The following is a 22,110-nucleotide window of genomic DNA, read 5'->3' on the forward strand; positions in this document are numbered from 1 at the left end:
GCAGCGGGGGCATGCCAGCCGGTGGTCGAATCAGGGTTGGGCCTGGTTCAGTTCTTCGATCAGTTTTCGGCGCTGGGCCTGCTCGCGCGGGTCCGGGACCGGCAGCGAGGCGATCAGCCGCTGGGTGTAGCTGTGCTGCGGGTTCGCCAGGACCTTGGACCCCAGTCCCTCTTCGATCAGGCTTCCCCGGTAGAGCACGCCCACCCAGGTGGCCAGCTGGTCAACCACTGCCAAATCGTGGGAAACGAAGAGCGCGGCGAAACCGAGCTCGTTCTGCAATTCCCGGAACAGCTCAAGCACCTTGGCCTGCACCGACACGTCCAGGGCGCTGGTCGGCTCGTCGGCAATCAGCAGTTTCGGATCCAGCGCCAGCGCACGGGCCAGGGAAGCGCGCTGGCGCTGGCCGCCGGAAAGCTCGTGCGGGTAGCGCTGGGCAAATCCTGCCGGCAGCTGGACAGCCTCCAGCAGCTGCGCGACCTTGGCCCGGCTTTGCGCCGGGTTGAGGTCGCGATGCACGGCCAGCGGCTCCGCAACGCATTCGCCCACGGTCAGGTGCGGGTTGAAGCTTGCCGCCGGGTCCTGGAAGACAAAACCGATCTGCTCGCGCAAGGGCTTGAAGCTGCGCTCCTTGAATTGCGCCATCTCGTAGCCCAGGACCTTGAGGGATCCCGAGGTGATGCGGTTCAACCCTGCGATGCTGCGCCCAATGGTGGTCTTGCCCGATCCCGACTCGCCCACCAGGCCGTAGACCTCGCCGGCATGGATTTTCAGGTCGACGTCCTTGACCGCGGTGAACCCCGGGGCGCCCAGGCGCCCGGGGAAATGCACCCCCAGCCCGGTGGCTTCCACCAGGACCTGCGCATCCTCATGGGGGCGCTGGGCCAGATGCTCGGAGGCGCTGTCCCGTCCGAGGTGCGGCACGGCGGCCAGCAGGGACTTGGTGTAGTCCTCCTGGGGCCGCTCGAACAGTTCCAGTGCCGGCGCCTGCTCGACGATCTGCCCCTGGTTCATCACGACCACGCGATCGGCGATATCGGCAACCACGCCCATATTGTGGGTGATGATCACGATCGCGGTGCCCAGTTCCCCGCGCAGCTCACGCAGCAGCGAGAGGATTTCCGCCTGCACGGTCACGTCCAGGGCGGTGGTCGGCTCGTCGGCAACGATGAGCTTCGGCTTCAGGGCCAGGGCCGCGGCGATCACCACTCGCTGCTTCTGCCCGCCGGAGAATTGGTGCGGATAGTAGTTCACCCGTTGCTCCGGGTCGGGAATGCCGACCTGGCGCATGGCTTCAATGGCTCGGGCCTTGGCTTCCTTCTTGGAGACCTTGTTGTGGGTGCGAATCCCTTCCATGATCTGCCAGCCCACGGTGAACACCGGGTTCAGCGCGGTGGAAGGCTCCTGGAACACCATGGCCACATCGCGGCCGCGCACGGCGCGCAATTGGGAGCCGTGCAGGGTGAGCATGTTCTTGCCGTTGAGGTAGACCCCGCCATGGGCGGCACCGTTTTCCGCGAGAATGCCCAGTGCGGTGCGGGCCGTGACCGACTTGCCCGAGCCTGATTCGCCGACAATCGCCAGGATCTCTCCGGCCTTGACTTCGAGGTCCACTCCCCGCACCGCTGGCACTGCCCCGGCGTCGGTGACAAAGTCGATATTCAGCCCTTCAATGCGAAGGACATCGGCCCCCGCGTCCTGAGCGCGACGGGTATCGGTTGAACTCTGCTTCACTGGGCTGCTCCTGCCTGTGCGGACTGCGTGATTCGCTTGGCTTTCTTCCGGCTGAAGCGCCGCAGCCGTGGATCATTCAGGTCATTCATGGACTCCCCGACCAGGGTCAGGCCCATGACGGTCAGCACGATGGCCAAGCCCGGGAACAGGCCCGTCCACCAGATGCCGCTGGTGGCATCGGACATCGCGCGGTTCAGGTCATAGCCCCATTCGGAGGCCGCAGTTGGTTCGATGCCAAAGCCCAGGAAGCCCAGGCCCGCCAAGGTCAGCAGCGCCTCGGTGGCATTCAGGGTGAAGATCAGCGGGAGGGTGCGAGTGGAATTGCGCAACAAGTGGGTGAACATCACTCGCCACGGGCTGGCACCGATCACCTGTGCCGACTCGACAAACGGTTCGGCCTTCAGGCGCATCACTTCGGCGCGGACCACTCGGAAATATTGCGGTATGAACACCACGGTGATGGAAATGGCCGCGGCCATGATGCCGCCGAAGAGCGAGGACTGCCCCTGCGAGATCACGATGGACATGACGATGGCCAGCAGCAGCGAGGGGAAAGCGTAGATCGCGTCGGCGAGGACAACCATGATCCGGTCGAACCAGCCGCCGAGGTAGCCGGAGACCAAGCCCAGCAGCACGCCGACGAACAGGGACATGATCACGGCGGCCACGATGACCCAGATGGCGGTTTGCGCGCCATACAGGGTGCGGGTGAACACGTCATAGCCAGTGGAGGTGGTACCCCAGATAAACTTTCCATCAGGTGCGGCCTGCCGCGGGAAATCCCCGGAGGCATCCGAGGACTGGGCGAAGTCGAAGGGCGCGATCAGCGGCGCCAGGAGCGCGCACAGGAGGAATAGCGCCGAGAGCACGAGGCCGGCAATCAGCATGCCGCGCTGCAGCCCGGAGGACATCCGCAGGTGCGAAATCACCGGGAGTTGTTTCAGCCGGGCACCGGCGGAGGTTGGCAAGGTGGGCGTAGCCATGTTTAGTACCTGACTCTCGGGTCGATCAATGCGGCCAGCACGTCAACGATGAAGTTGGTGACGGCAACGATTATGGCCAGCAGCACCACGATGCCCTGTACTGCGACAAAGTCGCGGGCCGTGAGGTATTCGGCGAGCTTGAAGCCCAGGCCGGACCATTCGAAGGTGGTTTCGGTCAGCACGGCCCCGCCGAGCAGCATGGCGATTTGCAGGCCCATGACGGTGATGATGGGAATCAGCGCCGGACGGTAGGCGTGCTTGGTGGTCAGGCGGAATTCGCTCACGCCGCGCGAACGTCCCGCTTCGACATATTCGCGTCCCAGGGTTCCGATGGCGTTGGTGCGCACCAGGCGCAGGAACACGCCGCCGGTGAGCAGGCCAAGAGCCAGCGCGGGAAGCAGCGCATGCTCGGCGACATTCCAGAAGGCGCCCATGTTGCCGCTGCGAAGCGCATCGAGCCAGTAGATGCCCGAGGGGCTCTGCAGGCCGGTGAGCTCCAGTTCGGTCTGCCAGTCGGCACGGCCGCTGATCGGAAGCCAGCCCAGCCACACGCCGAACACGAGCTTGAGGATCAGACCTGCGAAGAACACCGGGGTGGCGTAGCCCAGGATGGCCAGGATGCGCAATATGGCGTCCGGGTAGCGGTCGCGGAATTTCGCGGCGACCAGGCCCAGCGGGATGCCCACCAGCAGGGCAACGATCACCGAGTTGATGGCCAGTTCCAAGGTGGCGGCACCATAGGTGGTCAGCACCTCGGTCACCGCACGGTTGTCGCTGAGGGTCCGGCCCAGATCGCCGCTGAAGACCTGCCCCAGGTATTCGAAGTACTGGATCAGGATTGGCCGGTCATATCCGGCTTCGTGGATTCGCGCGGCGAGCTGGTCGGGGGTCAGCCGTCCGCCCATGGCTGCGGTGATCGGATCTCCGGTCACTCGCATCAGGAAGAACACCACTGTGATGAGGATGAAGACAGTGGGAATGATCAGCAAAAATCGCGTGATCAAGTAGCGCAGGAACCCGCCACCTTGATTCTTGGCTTTGGGTGCTGCTATCGGGCTGGTTTCTTGGCCCGGTGGTGACGTGGTGGTCATCGTCAGTCCTTATAGTTCAGGATGCTTGGCATGTGCCGCCGCAAGGTCCTGCGATGGCACATGCCAAGGGGATCCAGCATGCGCGTGGTGTACGGCGCACGCCGGATCCCCTTCGATTTGATGTTTGCAGGCAGGCTGATTACTTGCTCAGCACGCCCAGGCGGAACTTGAATGATGCATCCAAGGTCTTGTCGACGTCCTTGACGTCCTTGCCTGCGACGGCTACCTGTGAACCCTGCAGCAGCGGCAGCGTGGAGAGGTCCTCAGCTACCATGGTCTGCAGTTTCCCGATCGCCGCGGTTCGCTCGCCAGCGTCGGTCATGCCGCGCTGGTCAGCGATCAGCTTGTCGACCTCTGGATTGTCGTAGTTGTTCGACAGGAAGTTGTCCTTGGCGAAGAACGGCGAGAGGTAGTTGTCGGCATCCGAGTAGTCCGGGAACCAGCCCAGCTGGTAGGCCGGGTAGTCGGTGACGCGCTGCTTCTGGTAGGTCACCCATTCGGTGGACTTCAGATCGACGTCGAACAGGCCATCGGCCTCCAGCTGCTTTTCAACCAGTGCGTACTCGTCACCGGAATTCGGACCGTAGTGGTCCGGGTTGTACTGCAGGGCCAGCTTGACCGGAGTTTCCACACCGGCGTCTTCCAGCACCTTCTTGGCGTTGGCGGCATCTGGCTTGCCGTCGGTCCCGTACATGTCCTTGAGCGGCTCGGCTGCCCCGGTAAAGCCCTGCGGAACATAGGAGTATGCCGGGGTGTAGGTGTCCTTGTAGACGTTCTTCGCGATTGCTTCGCGGTCAACCAGATGGGCCGCTGCCTGGCGGACAGCCAGTGACTTTGCCTCATCGGCATCGGCAGTCTTGGCGCCGTATGGCATGGTGTCGAAGTTGAAGACGATGTAGCGCAATTCGCCACCTGGGCCCTTGTGCACGGCCAGGTTTTCGTCCTTGCCAAGGTCCTCGATATCGGTTGGCGTCAGCGAACGCCAGGCGACATCGATCTTGCCTTCCTGGACCTCAAGCTTGAGGTTGTTGGCATCCGCGTAGTACTTGATCGCGGCCTTGCTGTTGGCCGGCTTTCCAAGCACGCCCGCGTAGGAGTCGTTGGCGCTGAACGAGATCAGGTTGTTCTTGCTGTAGGAATCAATGACGTACTGTCCGCCAAAGGCCTTGCCTTCAACGATCTTCTGGTCTTCCAGGAGCTTGTCCGCCGGGAAGACTTCGTCATCGACGATCGGGCCAACTGGCGAGGTGAGCACCTGCGGGAAGGTCTGGTCATTGCCGACCTTCAGCTTGAAGACGACGGTGGTGGCGTCCGGCGCTTCGATGGATTCCACGTTGCCGAGCAGCGATGATGGTCCGTTCGGGTCGGCGATCTTCAGCTGGCGGTCAAAGGTGAACTTCACGTCCTTGGAGTCGAGGTCGTGTCCGTTGGCCCACTTCAAACCGCTCTTGAGCTTCACGGTGTATTCGGTAGGCGTAGTGAATTCCGCCGATTCTGCCAAGCTCATCGAAGGCTCGGGGCTGCCCGGCTCGGAGTTCAGCAAGAACGGGAAAATCTGGTTCATGACCATGAATGAGCCGTTGTCGTAGGAACCGGCTGGGTCAAGGGAGGTCACTTTGTCGGTGGTGCCCAAGGTGATGGGGGCGCTGGATTCGCCCGAGCCACCGGAGTTGCTGTCTTCTGAGGCTGAGGTGCAACCAGTCAGAGCCAGGGCAGAAATACCCACAACGGCTGCTGCGAGTCGCAGTCCGTTCTTTGTGCGAGTCATGAATCATCCTTTTCTAGATACACGCATGTGTGGTGATGATTAACACATGTTTCACATATCCTATGTGATGCGCGGCACTATTGACGAACGATCATCGGGAATATCGGCAAAAAGTGTGCCCTCGGTCGTACCTCGTTGTGCTTGGGACCACGGGGATTTTCGGCGATGCCGGCACCGCCGAAAAATTCTTACCGCGCGTATTCCCCGGTGGCATAAGCTAGATGACAATGATGACTCGTAGAGACGCGGCAATCGCGTTAGATATCCCTGTAGAGATGGCCAAGCGCCATGGCGTACCTTCGCGCATGTCTGAAGCAGAATTCCGGGAGCTGAACACCAACCCGCCTGCGTGGCTGGTCCAGTCAAGGGCCAACCGAACTGGCAAACGCCCGGTATGGGTTCACCTAGTATGCGAAGTCTGCGGGTTCAGCGAATATGAGCGCCCGAAGAAGTGGTGGCCGACTTTCGACTTTGTGCACTGCCACAGCCACTCCCCGGCCCAGCTTCCAAAGCTGGAAGCCGGCAAGACTCGCGTTGAATACCAAGACATTTCAGCACATATGTTTGGCATCGTTGACGAGGACTAGCCAAGAGCAAGATTCATGCCCTTGAAAATGAAAAGGGCATAAAAATGCCTCCGGGAGCAGATGCCAACGCATCTGCTCCCGGAGGTATTTTGCTGTATTAGCGGACCTTTTCGGAGTCCCAAGCGCTCGAACGAGCCGAATCGATGGTGGCCTGTCCAAGGACGCGACTGCCCTGGTAAACCACCATGGTCTGGCCGGGCGCTACTCCGCGCATGCCTTCTGGCAGGTTGACGACCAGTTCGTCGTGCCCTTCTCCAGAACGCTCCATGTGCGCCACGGCTTCTACGGGATCGCCATGGGCACGGACCTGGACCATGCAGCTGAACTTCTCGCCGGTGAATACCTCGGCGATAGGCAAGCCGGCCCATGAGATGCGGATTCCGCGTAGCTGGTCTACGGCCAGCAGAGCCTCCGGTCCGACGATCACCTTGTTTTCCTTCGGGCGGATTTCCAGCACAAAGCGCGGCTTTCCGTCGGAAGCCGGGCGGCCCAGGCGCAATCCCTTGCGCTGGCCCACGGTGAAGGCCTGGGCGCCTTCGTGCTCGCCAAGTGGATTGCCCTCATGGTCTACGATCTCGCCCGGCTTCATTTCGATGCGCTCGGCGAGCCACCCTCGGGTGTCGCCGTCTGGGATGAAGCAGATGTCGTAGCTATCAGGCTTATTGGCAACGGTCAGGCCACGGGCGGCAGCTTCGGCGCGGACTTCGGCTTTGGACGGGGTTTCGGCCAGCGGGAACATGCAATGCTCCAGCTGTTCGTGGGTCAGCACTCCAAGAACATAGGACTGGTCCTTGGCCCAGTCAGCTGCTCGATGCAGCTGGGGCGCGCCGTCCTCGTCACGCAGGACCTTGGCGTAGTGGCCGGTGCACACTGCGTCAAAGCCCAAAGCCAACGCCTTCTCCAGCAGCGCAGCGAACTTGATCTTCTCGTTGCAACGCATGCAAGGGTTCGGGGTGCGTCCTGCTTCGTATTCATCCACGAAGTCCTGTACGACGTCTTCTGCGAAGCGGTCGGAGAAGTCCCACACGTAGAACGGGATACCCAATTTATCGCAGGCACGCCACGCATCATTGGAGTCTTCGACAGTGCAGCAACCACGCGAACCAGTGCGCAAAGTACCTGGCATGCGCGAAAGCGCCAAGTGCACGCCGACGACGTCGTGGCCGGCTTCAACTGCGCGGGCCGCGGCTACTGCCGAGTCCACGCCTCCGGACATCGCTGCTAGTACCTTCATCGTGTAAAACCTGTTCCTGCCGTGTGGATGCTGCTTTCATCGGCTGCCATGCCAGCCTTTTTTGCCCGTGCATATGCTTCGGGCAAAGCGTCTATTAATGCGTCAACGTCAGAACGCGTCGATGTATGCCCCAATGTGAAGCGTTGCACACTTCGTGCGCTGCGCGCATCGCGTCCCATGGCCAATAAAACATGCGAGGGTTGCGGAACGCCAGCGGTGCACGCTGAGCCAGTGGATGATGCGATTCCGAACATGTCCAAGAGGAAGAGCAACGAGTCGCCCTCGCATTCGGGGAACGTGAAATGAAGGTTCCCGGGTAGCCTGTGGCCTTCGTTGGCGGCATCGCGGGGGCCGTTGAGGACCGCTTCAGGAATTATCTCGGAAATGCGCTGCACCGCGTACTCGCGCAATTCGCTCAGCCGCGAAGACTCGTCAACCATCTGCGCCCGTACCGCCGTCGCGGCTGCGGCAAAACCCGCCGCGCTAGCTGCGTTAAGCGTTCCCGACCGCAGCTTCCGTTCATGACCGCCGCCATGCTGCACCGGGGTGAGCACGATATCCCGGCGCACCAGCAAACCGCCGATGCCCACTGGCCCGCCAATCTTGTGCGCGCTAATAGCCATGGTGGCGAGGTGGGATTCTGCAAAGTTCACGTCCACTGCGCCGAAAGCCTGCACCGCGTCCGAATGCACCGGAATGCCATATTGGGATGCCAGCGCGGCAAATTCGGCTACCGGTTGCACGGTGCCCACCTCGTTATTGGCCCACATCAATGTGGCCAGGGCAATCTGTTCGTGATGCTGTTCAAAAAGCGACGCCGCAGCTGAAAGATCCACGACCCCGTCCTGATCCACTGGAAGCCACAGTAGGGTCGCGTTTTCATGTTCTTCAAGCCACATGGCGGTATCCAGTACCGCGTGGTGCTCTATTCCGGTTAGCGCGATAGTACGCGCCTGGTCGTTGGCGGCGACGCGGTTCCAGAACAAGCCCTTGATGGCCAAATTGTCAGACTCCGTACCACCCGAAGTGAAAATCAGCTCGCTCAAGTGCGCGCCGGCGGCCTGGGCGACAGCGAGGCGGGCATCATCCACGGCCCTGTTGGCACGGCGTCCAGCGCCATGCAAGGACGAGGGGTTGCCGGTGCGCGCGTACTGCTCAGTGATGGCAGCCAAGGCGGCAGGATTCAGATCGGTGGTTGCCGCGTGATCCAGGTATACGGCGGAAGTATTCATAACCCTTTAATGGTACGGCTTTACCGACCCTCGTTTGAATGGCCAATGCGTGTGAATTGGCCGACCTCAATGGTTTCAAGGCCAGGATTTTCTAGGACCGCCTCGATCAGCGCCGCAGGCCCGCCGAGAAGGGTGCAGTCATCGTATGGCTCGGTTGAGAGCATCCAGCTGCGATCCGCCGGGAAAGCCAGGGCCGGTCGCTGGCGTTGTGCTCCGTCCACCGTTTCGGCCCACAGCGGGTGTGCCAGGAACTGCGCATCGGCTTCGAACAGGTGATAGTTCCGGTATCCGCCACCCAATTCCAGTGGTGCCGCGTTCAAGATTTCTGGCCCGAATGCCGGCTTTTGGGCCTCTGCCAACGCCGCTTGGTACGCTTCCCGATTTTCTTCATCGCTCAGCTGCGGATCCGGCTCTTGCTCGATTTGGATTCTCTCGCCACCCTCAATGAAGGCATACCCGGCCCACAGCCCGACAACATATTCCTGTTCTGGCCTGGCGCCATGGATGAGGGTATCGATGAGCGATTGCCATTGCTGCTCTGGAAGCTGATCTAGCGGCAAGTCGGTGTCTACCCACGCGTCTTCTTCCACCGGATCGCCTTGGGCGTCCAAACCGGCCACAGTTTCAAACAAGTCTGCCGCGGTAATGATGTGGTTGCGGCTCTGGGCTACAGTCCCCCAGTTGACCAGTTGGTCGTCTTCGTCCAGAGCTGGGTGCAAGATCCGAACGTATCGTTCGTAGCCTTCCGGAACCTGTGCCACCACAGTTGAGGGATCCGCCGACGAGCAGGCCGAGGCAATCCATTGGCCTTGCTCTGCTGAAATATGTGAAAACTGCATGTCCTTAGCCTAGCCATGTCCATGTGTGAAATCTGCTTTGGGAATGCGGTCGGTGGTATGAATGAATAAATACCTCGTGACCCGCGACGTTTACTGCAAGGGAGCTTTCATCGATGTTCATGCCTGAGTTGCTAGATCCCATCCACGAGTTTTCTCGGCAATCCATCGATTTCTCTCGAAGAATAGCCATCATGGCAGTGATCAACCGCACCCCGGATTCCTTCTACGATGCCGGGTCCACCTTCGGACTTGACCAGGCCGTGTCCGCAGCTTTGCAGGCTGTCAATGACGGCGCCGATTGGGTTGATATCGGGGGCGTGCCCTTCTCGCCCGGGCCTGAGCTTGCATGGGAAGAGGAAGCCGAGCGAATTGTCCCCGTCATACAGGCTGTTCGAGAATACAGCGACGCGATCATTTCAGCGGACACTTTTCAGCCCAGGGTTGCCCAGGCGGCTATCGATGCCGGCGCCGATGTCATCAATGACACTACCGGCCTTGCCTATCCCGAACTGGCAGAAGTCGTCGCCAAGAACAATGTGCATTTAGTGATAACCCACTCGCTGGCAAAGCCTCGAACGATTTACCCTCGACCGCAATATGCCGATGTGGTTGCGGACGTACGACAGTATTTGAAGGACAAAATTGAACTGGCTATCGCTGCTGGAATTTCACCATCAAAAATCATTGTTGACCCGGGTCATGACCTCAATAAAAACACACGGCATACTCTTGAGATCACCAAGAATTTCCAGGCCTTTGCGGACTTGGGATTCCCAGCACTTGCCGCCGTTTCGAACAAGGACTTCATCGGCGAAACCTTGGACCTGCCAAAAGCCGAGCGCGCTCTCGGCTCCATGGTCGCAGCCACAATTTGCGCCATGAACGGAGCCCGAATTTTGCGCATGCACAACATCCCCGAGTCGGTGCAAACTGTTCGGCTTATTGAAGCCGCGCAGGGCTGGCGCGAGCCGGCTTACCAGATCCACAATATGGGTGATGTGAATCCGCCGGCGCATCCTGAACGAGAACCCAGCAAGTAAAGGAACGACATACATGCGAGCCCTGCTTCCAGAGCCAATCAACAACGTCAGCGATGAACAGTTGTTGGAACGCTATAACAGTGCACAACGCCCCTTTGTACGTTTCAATTTTGTCAGCAGCATCGATGGCAGCGCCCAAGCCGATGGCTTGTCTGCGAAATTGGGTTCAAAGGGCGACCAGAGGATTTTCGCTCTGCTTCGCCGTCTAGCAGACGTTATCGTCGTTGGCGCCGGCACTGTCCGTGCCGAAGGCTACGAAGGAGACCTGGTTTCGGCAGAAGACCGAGAGTGGCGCACCCGCAACGGGCTATCCGCCCATCCGGCATTGGCGCTAATCTCTGCCGGCTTGCATCTGAACCCCTCAGCAGAGATCTTCAGCCAATCGCCTGTTCCGGTCATCGTCTTCACCATCGTTGAAGTCACGGACGAGCAACGCGAATCCTACGGAAACGGCGTTGAGCTCATTCAGGTTCCGGAGAGGGAAGGAGGATGCGACCCCAAGGAAGTCGTAGACCACTTGACCCAGCGCGGACTGGGATTCGTTCATTGCGAGGGCGGGCCTCATATCTTCGGCCAGTTCATGGCTGCTGGCATGGTGGATTCGGCTTGCCTCAGCTACTCTCCGGTTGTCGTAGCCGGCAACGGGATGCGTATTGCAGCCCATGCCCGGCAGACATTCCAGCGCTTTTACTTGAACCATTTATTCGAAGAAGGGAGCATGCTCTTCTGCGACTACAGGATCGGCCAATAAACGCGAAGATTCTGTCGAGGACGCGAACACTGTAGTGCAGTCCTCCTGGCAACCAGCGGTTGTTTCGACCAGTTCGCGCAAATACCCATTGCACGCTGCGGTGGCGCCAAATCCTGGACGTGATGTGGACCCGCAGCATTTCCAGCGAACGGTCGGAAAACCATGTGGTCGATCGCGACAAGATCAAAAGTCTTCACGCGAAATGTGATTGCTGAGCTGTGAGCACAACCCGATTATTTGTGGGGCTCCATTAGCTAAACTGGAATGCACTGGCACATTGCCTTCCCATTCGAGAGGACCTATCTGGACCATGAGCACGCCGAGCCCTTACGAAATCCTTGGTGTTGCTCCTTCGGCCAGCATGGAAGAGATCAAGATTGCCTATCGCCGGGCGGCCAGGGCAACGCATCCCGATCTGGGTGGCAGCGAGGAAAAATTCAAGGAAGTCCAACAGGCATTTCAGGATATCTCTGTTCTGGCGAACCCCTTGAGCCACGACGAAACTTTTCAAAAGCCAGGCGAAGCACCCCGAGCCGGATTCTCCGCCCGTCCATTTGATGAGCGACTGCGCAAATCGCCCCAGCAGCCAAAAGCTCAGCTTTCTACGGAATACGTTCCTGAGTTCTCAGATGCGTCGTTCACCTGGTTGAGCAGAGAACTTTCCGAACAGAAGATTCACGGCGAACCACGCAAGCGCGGCTTGTTCGCCAACAGGGCGCGATTGGTCCGCGAAGCCAACACGATCAACTTGCTGAGCAAGAACGTGCTGAACGTATTGCCAGCGGCCCGCCTCGTAAATGGGGTAGCCGCACCGCACGGTGGCCACTATGACCACGTGCTGGTGGCCGGTTATCGCATGGCGGTCATCAATACTATGACGCTGCCAGAGGGCTACTACTCTTTCGACGGCAATGTGCTGCGTCATGGAAATAAGATGACCCAACCGCCCGCCTTCTCAATCTCTGCACTCCAGCGAAGCTTCATGCAGATGAACGTGATGGCATTTACCTTGGTCCTCTCCCCCAACGGGAATCGGCACGAACCGGTTATCGAATACCACCGCAATGCGAACCCGGCCCTTGCAACGACCCCAAATGTGCTCAACGCGGCTGGGCTCGTGAGGGAACTAAAACTGTTCTTGGGATCGGGACCTACCCCAAATGTTGTCGACCGTGCGTCCTTGGCCCATTTACGCGAGGCGATGTACTGAGTTCAATGGCGCGAATGCCCACCGGCAGCGCTTAAACTGGTTAAGTGTTTCGTATCGTATTCAACGCCCCAGAGATCCCGGGTAATTCCGGAAATGCCATCCGCCTATCGGCCATTACCGGTGCCGAACTGCACTTGGTCAAGCCGCTAGGCTTCAATTTCGATGATGCCAATTTGCGTCGTGCGGGGTTGGATTACCATGACATGGCGAACGTCACGGTCCACGAAAATCTTGACGCTGCCTTTGAAGCCTTGGGGGAAGGACGCGTTTTCGCTTTCACTTCCGAGGGCCAAGCGGTCTACTCGGACATCAGCTACGAGCCAGGCGACATCTTCCTGTTCGGCAAAGAATCATCGGGACTCAGCGCCGACGATAAGAAGCATCCGCGTGTCACAGAACTGGTGCGGCTGCCGATGCTGCCGGGCCGCCGGTCGCTGAATCTGGCTAATACTGCATCGATTGTTGCCTACGAGGCTTGGCGGCAGCATGGATTTGCCGGCGCTTAAAGTACCAGTCTTCAATCGCCGCGTATACAGCTTTACCTAATCTTTATAAAGTAAGCTCTTTACTGTGCCCGTAAGCATGCGGGTATTGAACTGTGCCGACGACCTTTCGGGAGAATCCAAGACAATGAACGGTAGCCATTCCCAGCACCGCGACGAGCCCCAGGACGAAGACCTGGGACTAGACCTGGTGAGCCACGTGGCCAGCAGTTCACGAGCTGAACGAAAAACCAGACCACGACGCTGGATTTTCGCGGTCGTGGGCGTAGCGGTCATCGCCGTTCTGGCGCTAGTCATCTTCTCCCTGCTCAATGGTGGAACCAAAGCGTCCAAGGCATCCAAGGCCGACGACGCCATCTCAGTTCCGGTCGAGCTCAAAAGCGGCGGGCAAGCTAATCTGAGCAGCTCAAAGTCGGAAGACGCCATCGGCGTTGAACTGACTTCGCTGCCTCCTTTGGAAGAGTCGGAGCAGTATGTTGCTTGGGCCATCCACGAATCGGGCAGCGTCTCGGTCATCACGACAAGCAATGGCGAGGATGCTTCAGCAGGATACGCGCCAGCCGATGACATCATCGCCATTCATATCACCGTCGAAAGCTCGGATACGCCTTCGGCGCCTTCGGAAGATACCGAGGCTTCTGTGGACCTTCCATTGAGCAAGGATGCAAGCTCCCAGGCCAGCCAGGGCTCTTAGCCTAAGCATCACGCTTCAACTAAAGGTGCCTGTGGCCGATGAGGAATATTTCCTCCATCGGCCACAGGCACCTTTGGTTTTTGACTGGACCTCGGCTAGAAGCCAGCGATTGTATCGTCAGCGTTCACAGCTACCAGATGGAAGGCTTCAGCTAATCGTCCTTCGGCAAGCTGCGCGCGCTGCCCGTTGGCGACACACTGTTGTTGTACGAACCGCTCCATGGCCGCGACGTCCGGATGCTGCGTGAAATGGGCGCGCAAGGCATCCATTTTCTTATCGAAGTACTCCGTGATGTCGACAAAACTGTTTTCTCGTTCCTTCGGCGCGCCATAGAGCCACAACCAAGGAACCCTGTAGGCTTCCAGGCCTTCTTCTCGAAGTAGCTCCGGGTAGGCGAAGGGATTCTCCACCGCCGGATAAATAGCACGTGTTACCGCCTCGCCACAGGCTAGATGATCCGGATGCGAACGTTGGATTCGATCCCAGTTGCGTTCAGGATGCATCGCCATGACGATGGTTGGCTTGACCTGTCGGATTAGCCGCACGACCTTGCGCATGACGTCGTGGTTGGCTTCGAGGAAGCCGTCGCGTTCGCCCAAGAAGTGCACGGTCTTGACGCCGACTTTTTCAGCCGCCTGCTTCTGCTCGGCGTGGCGCAAAGCGGCGGTTTCTTGTGGGTCTCGATCATCAAAACCACCGGCATCACCATCGGTCATGATGCAATATTGCACCTCGACGCCCGCGGTGGTGAATGCCGCAATGGTGCCCGCAGCGCCAAAATCCAGGTCGTCTGGATGCGCGCCGAAAGCGAGGACCCGTTCGGTTTGCGCACCGAAGAATCTAGATGTGTCGATCATGCTTGGCGGCGTCGAATCTCTTCTGCGGCTTGTGGAAGCACCTTTGACAGATCGCCAACGATACCGAAATCAGCGATTTCGAAAACAGGTGCGTCGACATCCTTATTGATGGCAATGATGCACTTGCTGGTCTGCATGCCAGCCTTCTGCTGAATCGCACCAGAGATGCCAGCAGAAATGAACAACTGCGGTGACACCGTCACACCGGTCTGGCCGATCTGCGCGTCATGCGAGATCCAACCAGCGTCTGTCGCGGCGCGCGAGGCGCCAACGGCACCGGATAGAGCGTCGGCAAGGTCCTCAACAGGGCCGAAGTCCCCGTTGACGCCGCGTCCGCCCGCGACTACTACTCGTGCTTCGGTCAGCTTCGGACGATCCGATACGGCCTTCGCTTCGGTTGCTACAACGCGAATTTGCGGCGCAGCTGCCCCTGGAAGTTCCAGGGCAAGAACGTCAAGCTGCCCGTCCTGCTCCCCCGGCACGTCTTCGATGCTGTTTGGTTTCATGGTGACAAATAGTGTTCCACTGGTTGCCTTGGCCTGGGCGCTGTAGCTGCCAGCCAATTCGTCCTTGGTAACGACGAGATCTGCCGAAACATCGGTAGCGTCCGTAACTACTGCTCCATCGAGTCGCACAGCCAAACGAGCTGCGATCTCGCGGTTGAAATTATCGTTGGCAACCAGGACTACATCGGCGGCACTCAGCTTCACCGCGGCTTCGAGGACCGAGAGCGAATGGTCGATGAACGCGTCGTCGCCACCGGAGGCAACAAGAAGCTTGGCTACCCCGTAGCCGTTGACTACTTCCTGAGCTTCCTGCGAAACCTCAGAGGCAACGGCCAGTGTTGCCTCGTCGAAGCGCGATGCGAGGGTCAAAAGCTCGCGTTGTGCCTTGGACGGGACATCGGAAAGTTCGTTGAAAAATACTAGTGCTGAAGGCATGTTCAATATTCCTTAGATCAGCTTTTGTTCGGCCAAGAAATCAACCAAGGCAATTCCAGCCTGGCCATTGTCATTAATGACAGTTCCGGCTTCGCGGGCAGGTCGAGCATTCGCGTTGAGCACAGCAGAATGTGATCCTGACGCTCCAACTGCATCAGCAGCCAAACCAATGCCGGCCAAGTCGACTTCGGTGAGGCTCTTTTTCTTGGCGGCCATGATGGCTTTGAAGTTCGGGTAACGAGGCTCATTGGCCTGATCAGTCACCGATAATACTGCTGGCAGGGCCGCAGCCAGGCTCAGTGTGCGGTCCGCATGGTCGCGTCGAATGGTCAGCTCTCGGCTGGCCGCGTCAAAATCGACGGCCAGGGCATGAGTCAGTTGAGCAAAATTCAGGCGCTCGGCCAGCTGCGCTGGAACAACCGAAGTTTCAGCGTCGGTCGAGGACATGCCAGTGACGACTAGGTCCACATCTCCAACATGCTCGACAAGAGCCGCCAACGCCTTGGACGTGGCGATGGTGTCCGACCCAGCCAAAGCCTCGTCGTTCAGGTGAAGCCCCGAACTGGCCCCCATCTGCAAGGCTTTCTTCACCGAATTGCTTGCGCTCTTACCGCCCATAGTTGCTGCAATGACTTCATGCCCAGCGGCGAAGCCTCCCTGGGACTCGACAAGGGCTACGGCCGCTTCGACCGCATATTCGTCAAGTTCAGAAAGTACCGACTCTGCACGGTCAAGACGCAACGACCCAGAGTCGATGTGACGATCAAATTGAACGTCGGGAACATGTTTTACCAGCACCACTATTTTCAGCGGTGCCGTGGTTTCCTCGGTCATTCGAGCCTTCCTACAAGCTTTCGCGTCCAACAGCCCTGGGACTGGTTGGACTTCTTATTCACTGTCTATCGTATCGATACATCACGATTGGCTCGTTCTTTATCGCCGAAAGTGCAAGAAGTGACGCAGGCTGGTTCGTCACCAGCCTGCGTCACCCACTTCACTGCGTCATCATGAAGATTTATTTAGTTTTTTGACAATTCCCCTACGGTGACCTTGGCCGTTTTCTCCTGGCCATTGCGCAGGTACCGGATTTCAGCTTCACCGTTGGCTGCAATTTCGCGAATTGCCGCGGTCACGGTTTGAGAATCGTGCACTGCACGCCCGTTCACGCCAGTGATGACGTCTCCGGACTTCAGGCCTGCCTTTTCGGCGGCCGAGCCGGCGCTCACATCAACAACCTTGGCTCCCACCGAGAAGGACGAGGTATTTTGCGCGCCCTGTTCAGAAGTACCCTGCGCAGTCACCGTGGCTCCGAGCAAACCGTGAGTGGCTGAGCCGTTTTCAATGAGTTCCTGGGCGATGCGCTTCGCATAGTCGATCGGGATCGCAAAGCCCACACCGATGGATCCGCCTTCTTCGCTGGATCCGGAAGAAGCGATGGCAACGTTCACGCCGATGATCTCGCCGTTGGCATTGACCAATGCGCCACCCGAATTACCGTGGTTGATCGCTGCGTCGGTCTGAATGACGTTGACATAGATCGAGCCGCTGGACTGCTGTTGTTGTTGCTGCTGCTGGCCCGGGAATTGGAAGTTGAACTGGCTGCCGTCATCGCCATTGGATTGATCGCTTTCCTCTGGAACAGCGGAAGAAGCAATGGAAATTGTACGGTTCAGGGTGGAGATGATGCCGTCAGTGACCGTTCCGCTCAATCCAAGAGGTGCGCCGATGGCTACCGCGGTGTCGCCGACGTTCAGTTCAGAAGATGATCCCAGTGTTGCCGGGACAAGTCCGTCAGCCTGGATGTTGATCACGGCCAGATCTGAAAGCGGATCCGTTCCGACGACCTTAGCCGCGTGCACCGTCCCGTCATTCATTTGGACGGTGATTGTCGGGTCGGCCACTTCGCCACCAAGCGTGACCACGTGGGTGTTGGTCAGAATGTTGCCCTTGTTGTCCAGCACGATGCCCGAGCCCGAACCGCCGTTTCCGTTTCCTGAAACTTCGATGGTGACCACGCTGGGGCTGGCCTTGGCCGCGGCCGCGGTAACTTCGGTGACCTTGTCGGGATTGTTGATCACCACTCCCTCACGAGGTGCTGAACCTCCGGTGGTTGAGGTGCTGTTTCCATCATTCATGAGGTACGTAGTGCCGGCTGCGGTCAGCCCGCCTACAAGTGCCGCAGCGACCATGCCAGCGATTAAGGTGCTTCCGGCAAATCGCTTCTTGTCCCCGGGCTGCTTCTCTGGAGGAACAGGATATGCGGTTTGCGTATACGCGCCGCCGGCATAGGGAGCACCGTAGGGCGAATTGGACTGGCTATTTTGTCCCGCGCTGTTCTGCGACTGGTAGGAAGATGCTGATTGAGAGCCTGCAGAGTTTTGAGTGGCTGCGCTCATCGGCTCAGTGCGTGGAGCGGTTGGCGACTCGCCAGTGCCTGGCTGCTGGACGCTGGCTGGGTCCTGGTCCATGCGAGGGTAGCGGGCAGTCGGTTCGTGGGAACCGGAAGGCTGGCTATTGTGATCGTTTGATGGCCGTGCAGAATCACCCAAGTTTTCTTCACGTGGCTCATTCGGGGTCTGGCTCATTTCATGCCTCTTTCGAACTATCGAATCTCTTGGGTTTAATTATTCAGGTCTGGTCTGTGGCATCGAATTGTGGTGACTTTGCATCGCCTGTGAGTTAACTATTCTGGCAGCTGAATGTCATAGACGTGCTTCATTAGGGCAAATAGAATCAATTCTAAGTGTGAATCCAGTCTCTGGATACACCAGATCGGGTACATCCTGGTTTTAGTGTGACTTAGCTTTTCAGGCAGGAACGGGAAATGGGAATGAAGAGTCGGAAACTGCTAGCCAGTGCAATGGTGGCTTCGGTTGTATCGCTTGGAATAGCTGCGCCGGCATTGGCCGAGTCGCCGGTCACCATCCCGCCTGGCGACTTTGTCATCGATAATTCCGGGGTGCTCGGTTCTGACGAAGCACGTATTGAACAAGAAATCAAAGAGCTCCGAAACGATACAGGACTCAGCCTCTTCGCCATCTACGTTGACGAATTTTCCAGCCCAGCGAAGGCCGATGAATGGGTTAAAGAAGTCGCGGACAAGAAGGGCTTGGGAAAATCCGACGTTATTCTCGCGGTAGCTACCCAAACCCGGCAGGCAAAATTCGTTGGTTCGGACAATGGTCCCCTGGGCGAGCAGGACTCGGAGATCTATAGGTCGCTGATTAGCCCAGAACTCGGTGAAAGCAACTGGATCGGTGCAGTTGACGGAGCCATCGAGGGCATCAGGAACGTCGAGAGCGGCGGTACAGCGGAGGGCTCTTCAGGCGGCGGCAGCTTCATGACCATTCTTCTCGTGGTCGCTGCGCTGGCAGTGGGCGGCTATTTCCTTCTCGCCCGCCGAAGCCGGAAAAACACCCGCGGGCTTCCGCCACAACATAACAATTACCCGGGCATGGCAGGGGCTCCTGCTCCGCAGCAGCCGCTGGTCGCATTGGATGAGCTTCGCCTGCAGGCTGATCAGCTGCTCGTGGCTGCCGATGATTCCATCCGCTCCTCGCAACAAGAACTTGGCTTCGCCGAGGCCCAATATGGCAAGGAAGCGGTATCGGTCTTCGTGCAAGACCTGGCCAAGGCCAAGGAGCACCTCACCGAATCATTCCGGTTGCAGCAGCAGCTGGATGACGACATTCCCGATACCGAAGCAGATCAGCGGTCATGGCTCAACGAGATCATCAACCGCTGCAAGGACGTCAACCAGTCTTTGCAAGAACATGCCGATGAATTCAAGCAACTTCGCCAGCTGGAACAGAATGCTGAAGCCCGCATCACCGAGGTGAAGGCGAATCAGGAACCGTTGAATCAAAGGCTTTCCGCTCGTGTAGCCGACTTTGAACAGCTCTCTGCCAAGTACGATCCGAGTGCAGTCACCCAGATCAAGGACAACGCGCAGCAAGCCGGTGAGCGCCTGACGTTTGCCGCTTCCTCATTGCAGCGGGCTTCTGAGAAGCTCGGGACGAACCGCTCCGACGCTGCGGTACTCATCCAGAACGCAGAAGAGGCCCAAGACCAGGCCAACGTCCTTCTGGAGGCAATCGCCAAGGCTGGCGCATCATTAGAGCAGGCTGAACAGGACCTTCGTGCAGCCGTCGCGCTGGCAGAACGCGACCTGGCCCAAGCTAAGGCGACTTTCGCGTCAGGAACCAGCTCCGATCTCGCCGGACCGATCGCCGGCGTTGAAAGCGCGCTGTCCACAACGCGCCAAGCCATGGCCAGCGGAAAGTACAACCCGCTTGCGCTGATCACGCTTTTGGATGACGCGACGACTCCCCTCGGGCAGGCGCTGGCAACGCTTCGCGGCCGCGCTCAGCAGGACCAGGCAGCCAGGGATCAATTGCAGTCCTTGCTCCACACGGCCGCATCCCGTATCAACGGTACAGATGACTACATCCGAGCACGACGAGGAGGCGTCCGCTCTTCGGCCCGCACTCGTCTTGCCGAGGCACAACGCACCCTGGATGAAGCGCATTCCTTCGCACACTCGGACCCAGCTCGCGCGGTAGCCGCTGCACAACGATCCATCCAGCTGGCAGACCAGGCAGCCCAAATGGCGGAGAACGATGTCAGCGGCTTCGGCGGGTTTGGCGATGGCGTCGGCATGGGCGGCTATGGGCGTGGACGTGGCGGCGGAGTATTTGACGGTGTTGGTGGTGCGGTGCTCGGTGGCATCCTCATCAATACCATCCTCGGTGGAGGCCACGGCGGTGGTCATTCCGGAGGCAACGACGGCTTCTTCGGTGGCGGCGGCTTCGGCGGGTTTGACGGCGGAGGCGGCGGTGGATTTGGAGGAGGTGACTTCGGCGGAGGCGACGGAGGCAACTTCTAGTCCGCCGATCCAGATTGACCGGCAGTTCATGCAGCATCAGCGATTACTTAAACAATTAGGAAGGTCCCATCATGACCAAGCAATCAATCTTCGGGCGCATCTCACAGCTGGCCAAAGCCAACATCAATGCCTTGTTGGACTCGGCAGAAGATCCTCAGAAAATGATGGATCAGATGGTTCGCGACTACAACGACAACATTGCCGAAGCCGAACAGGCCATTGCCCAGACCATTGGCAATCTGCGCATGCTGGAGGACGACTACCGCGAAGACGAAGAAGCAGTTGCTGAGTGGAGCAACAAGGCTCTAGCCGCGTCGAACAAGGCAGACGAATTCCGCGCTTCGGGCAAATCGGATGATGCTGCCAAGTTTGATAACTTGGCGAAGGTTGCCATCCAGCGCCAGATGCAAGCTGAATCGGAGATGAAGTCTGCAGAGCCAACCATAAGCTCCCAGCGCGAAATCGTCGAGAAGCTCAAGACCGGCCTGAACCAGATGAAGGAAAAGCGCACTGAACTTGCTGGCAAGCGCGATGAGCTGGTGGCACGTGCCAAGGCAGCTCACGCCCAGAACCAGGTCCACGAGGCTATTAAGTCCGTGAACATCATGGATCCTTCCAGCGAAATCGGACGCTTCGAAGAAAAGGTACGTCGCGAAGAAGCACGCGTTCGTGGAGCTGCTGAATTGGCATCGTCGAGCCTGGACGCGCAATTTGAATCGTTGGAAGACCTGGGCGAGCAGACCGAAGTTGAAGCTCGTCTGGCGGCACTGAAGTCCAAGCAGGCAGGTGCTCTTGAAGGCTGAGCCTCTTTGCTAGGATCTTATAGATTGCGGTGGTGTGCTGATGCCAAGCGTCGGCGCACCACCGTTATTTAACTCGTTAAACAAGAACGGAGACCCTTTCGGATCTCCGTTTCCACTTTCGTGGCGGGGAGAGGATTTGAACCTCTGACCTCCGGGTTATGAGCCCGGCGAGCTACCGAACTGCTCCACCCCGCGTCGGTAAATACAACATTACCAATCAGTGAATGACTTGGCTAATTGAGAGGCCGTGTCCTTTGTCACGCCGTCGATTTCGAGGCGCTCCAAGCATTCCGGTTGCTGTTGGGGCATTGCTCCATCAAGGGCATCTCGCATCCGGCCGTGTTCAGAAGAATAGGCTGGAGACCCTTTCGGTCTCCAGTTCCAATTTCGTGGCCCGTGAAGCGTGTAGTTCTACGACATCCTAGACATATGAGCCGGGACATCGTTGACACCATTACATGTCCAGAAACCACGTCATCTACCACAAGATCAGCGACGCCGGCTTGAGCTCCACCCGGCATCTCCCGCCGCCACATAATCCCTCGACAACGCTACTACCAACTGCCCTGCGCCCACGGCGGCGTCGACAGCGCACTGGAACCAGCCGGCAAAAAACCGCACACCAACCTGCGCCGCACTCCAATGTTTAAAGTCAGCATACTCGAGCTACACCGCACTCTCAGCACTGACTGACTCGATGACCACTCCCGATATTTGATGCACTGCTCAGTCCTGGAGGAAACCACCACGCAAATCGTCATCGACAGTTTCACCTGGTGCATCAACCACTCCAACCCACCACAAAGCACCCAGAGCGACAACGGACTGATTTACACCACACGCCTGCTCAAAGGCCTGGACAGGTCCAAAAACTACTGATCACACTGGGGATACACCAGAAGAACTGGAAACCATATCACCCGCAAGCCCAAGGCAAAATCGAGCGTTTCCACCACACGGA

Annotated in this window: 19 protein-coding genes, 1 tRNA gene and 1 pseudogene; 9 read left to right on the plus strand and 12 right to left on the minus strand. The window is 58.6% G+C overall.

Annotated features, from left to right (window positions below):
- Positions 1 to 30: 30 nt before the first annotated feature.
- From H6F58_RS11780 to H6F58_RS11795, 4 genes are all read right to left on the minus strand, one after another.
- Positions 31 to 1,731, minus strand: a complete 1,701-nt coding sequence (locus H6F58_RS11780; protein ID WP_060702007.1) for an ABC transporter ATP-binding protein — start codon at positions 1,729 to 1,731, stop codon at positions 31 to 33.
- Positions 1,728 to 2,714: an ABC transporter permease gene (locus H6F58_RS11785; RefSeq protein WP_146275436.1), complete on the minus strand. Its 987-nt coding sequence runs from the start codon at positions 2,712 to 2,714 to the stop codon at positions 1,728 to 1,730. Before H6F58_RS11785 ends, H6F58_RS11780 begins: the two co-directional genes overlap by 4 nt.
- Before the next feature lie 2 nt (positions 2,715 to 2,716).
- Positions 2,717 to 3,805, minus strand: a complete 1,089-nt coding sequence (locus H6F58_RS11790; RefSeq protein WP_060702009.1) for an ABC transporter permease — start codon at positions 3,803 to 3,805, stop codon at positions 2,717 to 2,719.
- A 139-nt stretch (positions 3,806 to 3,944) separates the two neighbouring features.
- Positions 3,945 to 5,573, minus strand: coding sequence for an ABC transporter substrate-binding protein (locus H6F58_RS11795; RefSeq protein WP_195181824.1), 1,629 nt, complete (start codon positions 5,571 to 5,573; stop codon positions 3,945 to 3,947).
- Between the two features lie 227 nt (positions 5,574 to 5,800).
- Between H6F58_RS11795 and H6F58_RS11800 the strand changes: the two genes are divergently transcribed.
- Complete coding sequence (locus H6F58_RS11800) at positions 5,801 to 6,160, plus strand: hypothetical protein (RefSeq protein ID WP_060703419.1); 360 nt, start codon at positions 5,801 to 5,803, stop codon at positions 6,158 to 6,160.
- A 97-nt stretch (positions 6,161 to 6,257) separates the two neighbouring features.
- On the opposite strand, the gene mnmA is transcribed toward H6F58_RS11800, so the two are convergent.
- From mnmA to H6F58_RS11815, 3 genes are read right to left on the minus strand one after another with little or no spacing between them, the layout of a single operon-like run.
- Positions 6,258 to 7,394, minus strand: a complete 1,137-nt coding sequence (mnmA, locus tag H6F58_RS11805) for a tRNA 2-thiouridine(34) synthase MnmA (RefSeq protein WP_146275440.1) — start codon at positions 7,392 to 7,394, stop codon at positions 6,258 to 6,260.
- Positions 7,391 to 8,626 carry a cysteine desulfurase family protein gene (locus H6F58_RS11810; protein ID WP_146275442.1) on the minus strand — a complete coding sequence of 412 codons (1,236 nt, stop codon included), beginning with the start codon at positions 8,624 to 8,626 and terminating at the stop codon, positions 7,391 to 7,393. The genes mnmA and H6F58_RS11810 overlap by 4 nt, the downstream gene beginning before the upstream one ends.
- 20 nt (positions 8,627 to 8,646) lie before the next feature.
- Positions 8,647 to 9,465 carry a hypothetical protein gene (locus H6F58_RS11815; RefSeq protein ID WP_146275444.1) on the minus strand — a complete coding sequence of 273 codons (819 nt, stop codon included), beginning with the start codon at positions 9,463 to 9,465 and terminating at the stop codon, positions 8,647 to 8,649.
- Positions 9,466 to 9,584: 119 nt separating this feature from the next.
- Here H6F58_RS11815 and folP point away from each other — a divergent pair, with 119 nt between their 5' ends.
- From folP to H6F58_RS11840, 5 genes are all read left to right on the plus strand, one after another.
- Positions 9,585 to 10,505, plus strand: a complete 921-nt coding sequence (gene folP / locus H6F58_RS11820; protein ID WP_348536395.1) for a dihydropteroate synthase — start codon at positions 9,585 to 9,587, stop codon at positions 10,503 to 10,505.
- Between the two features lie 13 nt (positions 10,506 to 10,518).
- Positions 10,519 to 11,256 carry a pyrimidine reductase family protein gene (locus tag H6F58_RS11825; protein WP_171920138.1) on the plus strand — a complete coding sequence of 246 codons (738 nt, stop codon included), beginning with the start codon at positions 10,519 to 10,521 and terminating at the stop codon, positions 11,254 to 11,256.
- 310 nt (positions 11,257 to 11,566) lie between these two features.
- On the plus strand, positions 11,567 to 12,466 hold the full coding sequence (locus H6F58_RS11830; protein ID WP_060702016.1) for a J domain-containing protein: 900 nt from the start codon (positions 11,567 to 11,569) through the stop codon (positions 12,464 to 12,466).
- A gap of 44 nt (positions 12,467 to 12,510) precedes the next feature.
- Positions 12,511 to 12,972, plus strand: coding sequence for a tRNA (cytidine(34)-2'-O)-methyltransferase (locus H6F58_RS11835; RefSeq protein WP_146275450.1), 462 nt, complete (start codon positions 12,511 to 12,513; stop codon positions 12,970 to 12,972).
- A gap of 124 nt (positions 12,973 to 13,096) precedes the next feature.
- The gene (locus H6F58_RS11840) at positions 13,097 to 13,663 is read left to right on the plus strand and encodes an anti-sigma factor (RefSeq protein WP_171920139.1); all 567 of its coding nucleotides are present in this window, start codon (positions 13,097 to 13,099) and stop codon (positions 13,661 to 13,663) included.
- 95 nt (positions 13,664 to 13,758) lie between these two features.
- Here H6F58_RS11840 and H6F58_RS11845 read toward each other — a convergent pair whose 3' ends face one another.
- The 4 genes from H6F58_RS11845 to H6F58_RS11860 form a co-directional block, all read right to left on the minus strand.
- A complete protein-coding gene (locus H6F58_RS11845) occupies positions 13,759 to 14,520 on the minus strand; it encodes a PIG-L deacetylase family protein (RefSeq protein WP_146275454.1) in 762 nt (253 codons plus the stop codon).
- Positions 14,517 to 15,461: an electron transfer flavoprotein subunit alpha/FixB family protein gene (locus H6F58_RS11850; protein ID WP_146275456.1), complete on the minus strand. Its 945-nt coding sequence runs from the start codon at positions 15,459 to 15,461 to the stop codon at positions 14,517 to 14,519. Before H6F58_RS11850 ends, H6F58_RS11845 begins: the two co-directional genes overlap by 4 nt.
- 12 nt (positions 15,462 to 15,473) lie before the next feature.
- Positions 15,474 to 16,295 carry an electron transfer flavoprotein subunit beta/FixA family protein gene (locus H6F58_RS11855; protein ID WP_171919956.1) on the minus strand — a complete coding sequence of 274 codons (822 nt, stop codon included), beginning with the start codon at positions 16,293 to 16,295 and terminating at the stop codon, positions 15,474 to 15,476.
- Positions 16,296 to 16,480: 185 nt separating this feature from the next.
- The gene (locus H6F58_RS11860) at positions 16,481 to 18,046 is read right to left on the minus strand and encodes a trypsin-like peptidase domain-containing protein (protein WP_146275458.1); all 1,566 of its coding nucleotides are present in this window, start codon (positions 18,044 to 18,046) and stop codon (positions 16,481 to 16,483) included.
- Positions 18,047 to 18,285: 239 nt separating this feature from the next.
- Here H6F58_RS11860 and H6F58_RS11865 point away from each other — a divergent pair, with 239 nt between their 5' ends.
- Positions 18,286 to 20,346, plus strand: coding sequence for a TPM domain-containing protein (locus tag H6F58_RS11865; RefSeq protein ID WP_244652554.1), 2,061 nt, complete (start codon positions 18,286 to 18,288; stop codon positions 20,344 to 20,346).
- A gap of 71 nt (positions 20,347 to 20,417) precedes the next feature.
- Positions 20,418 to 21,149: a PspA/IM30 family protein gene (locus tag H6F58_RS11870; protein ID WP_146275460.1), complete on the plus strand. Its 732-nt coding sequence runs from the start codon at positions 20,418 to 20,420 to the stop codon at positions 21,147 to 21,149.
- 121 nt (positions 21,150 to 21,270) lie between these two features.
- On the opposite strand, the gene H6F58_RS11875 is transcribed toward H6F58_RS11870, so the two are convergent.
- Positions 21,271 to 21,344: transfer RNA gene (locus H6F58_RS11875), tRNA-Met, on the minus strand.
- A 603-nt stretch (positions 21,345 to 21,947) separates the two neighbouring features.
- On the opposite strand from H6F58_RS11875, the pseudogene H6F58_RS18225 reads away from it, so the two are divergent.
- Positions 21,948 to 22,110 (plus strand): annotated as a pseudogene (locus H6F58_RS18225) (IS481 family transposase); the annotation flags it as partial.

Origin of the sequence: Glutamicibacter sp. FBE19 (assembly GCF_015524875.1) — a bacterium.
In the GTDB taxonomy this organism is placed as follows: Bacteria; Actinomycetota; Actinomycetes; order Actinomycetales; family Micrococcaceae; genus Glutamicibacter; species Glutamicibacter halophytocola.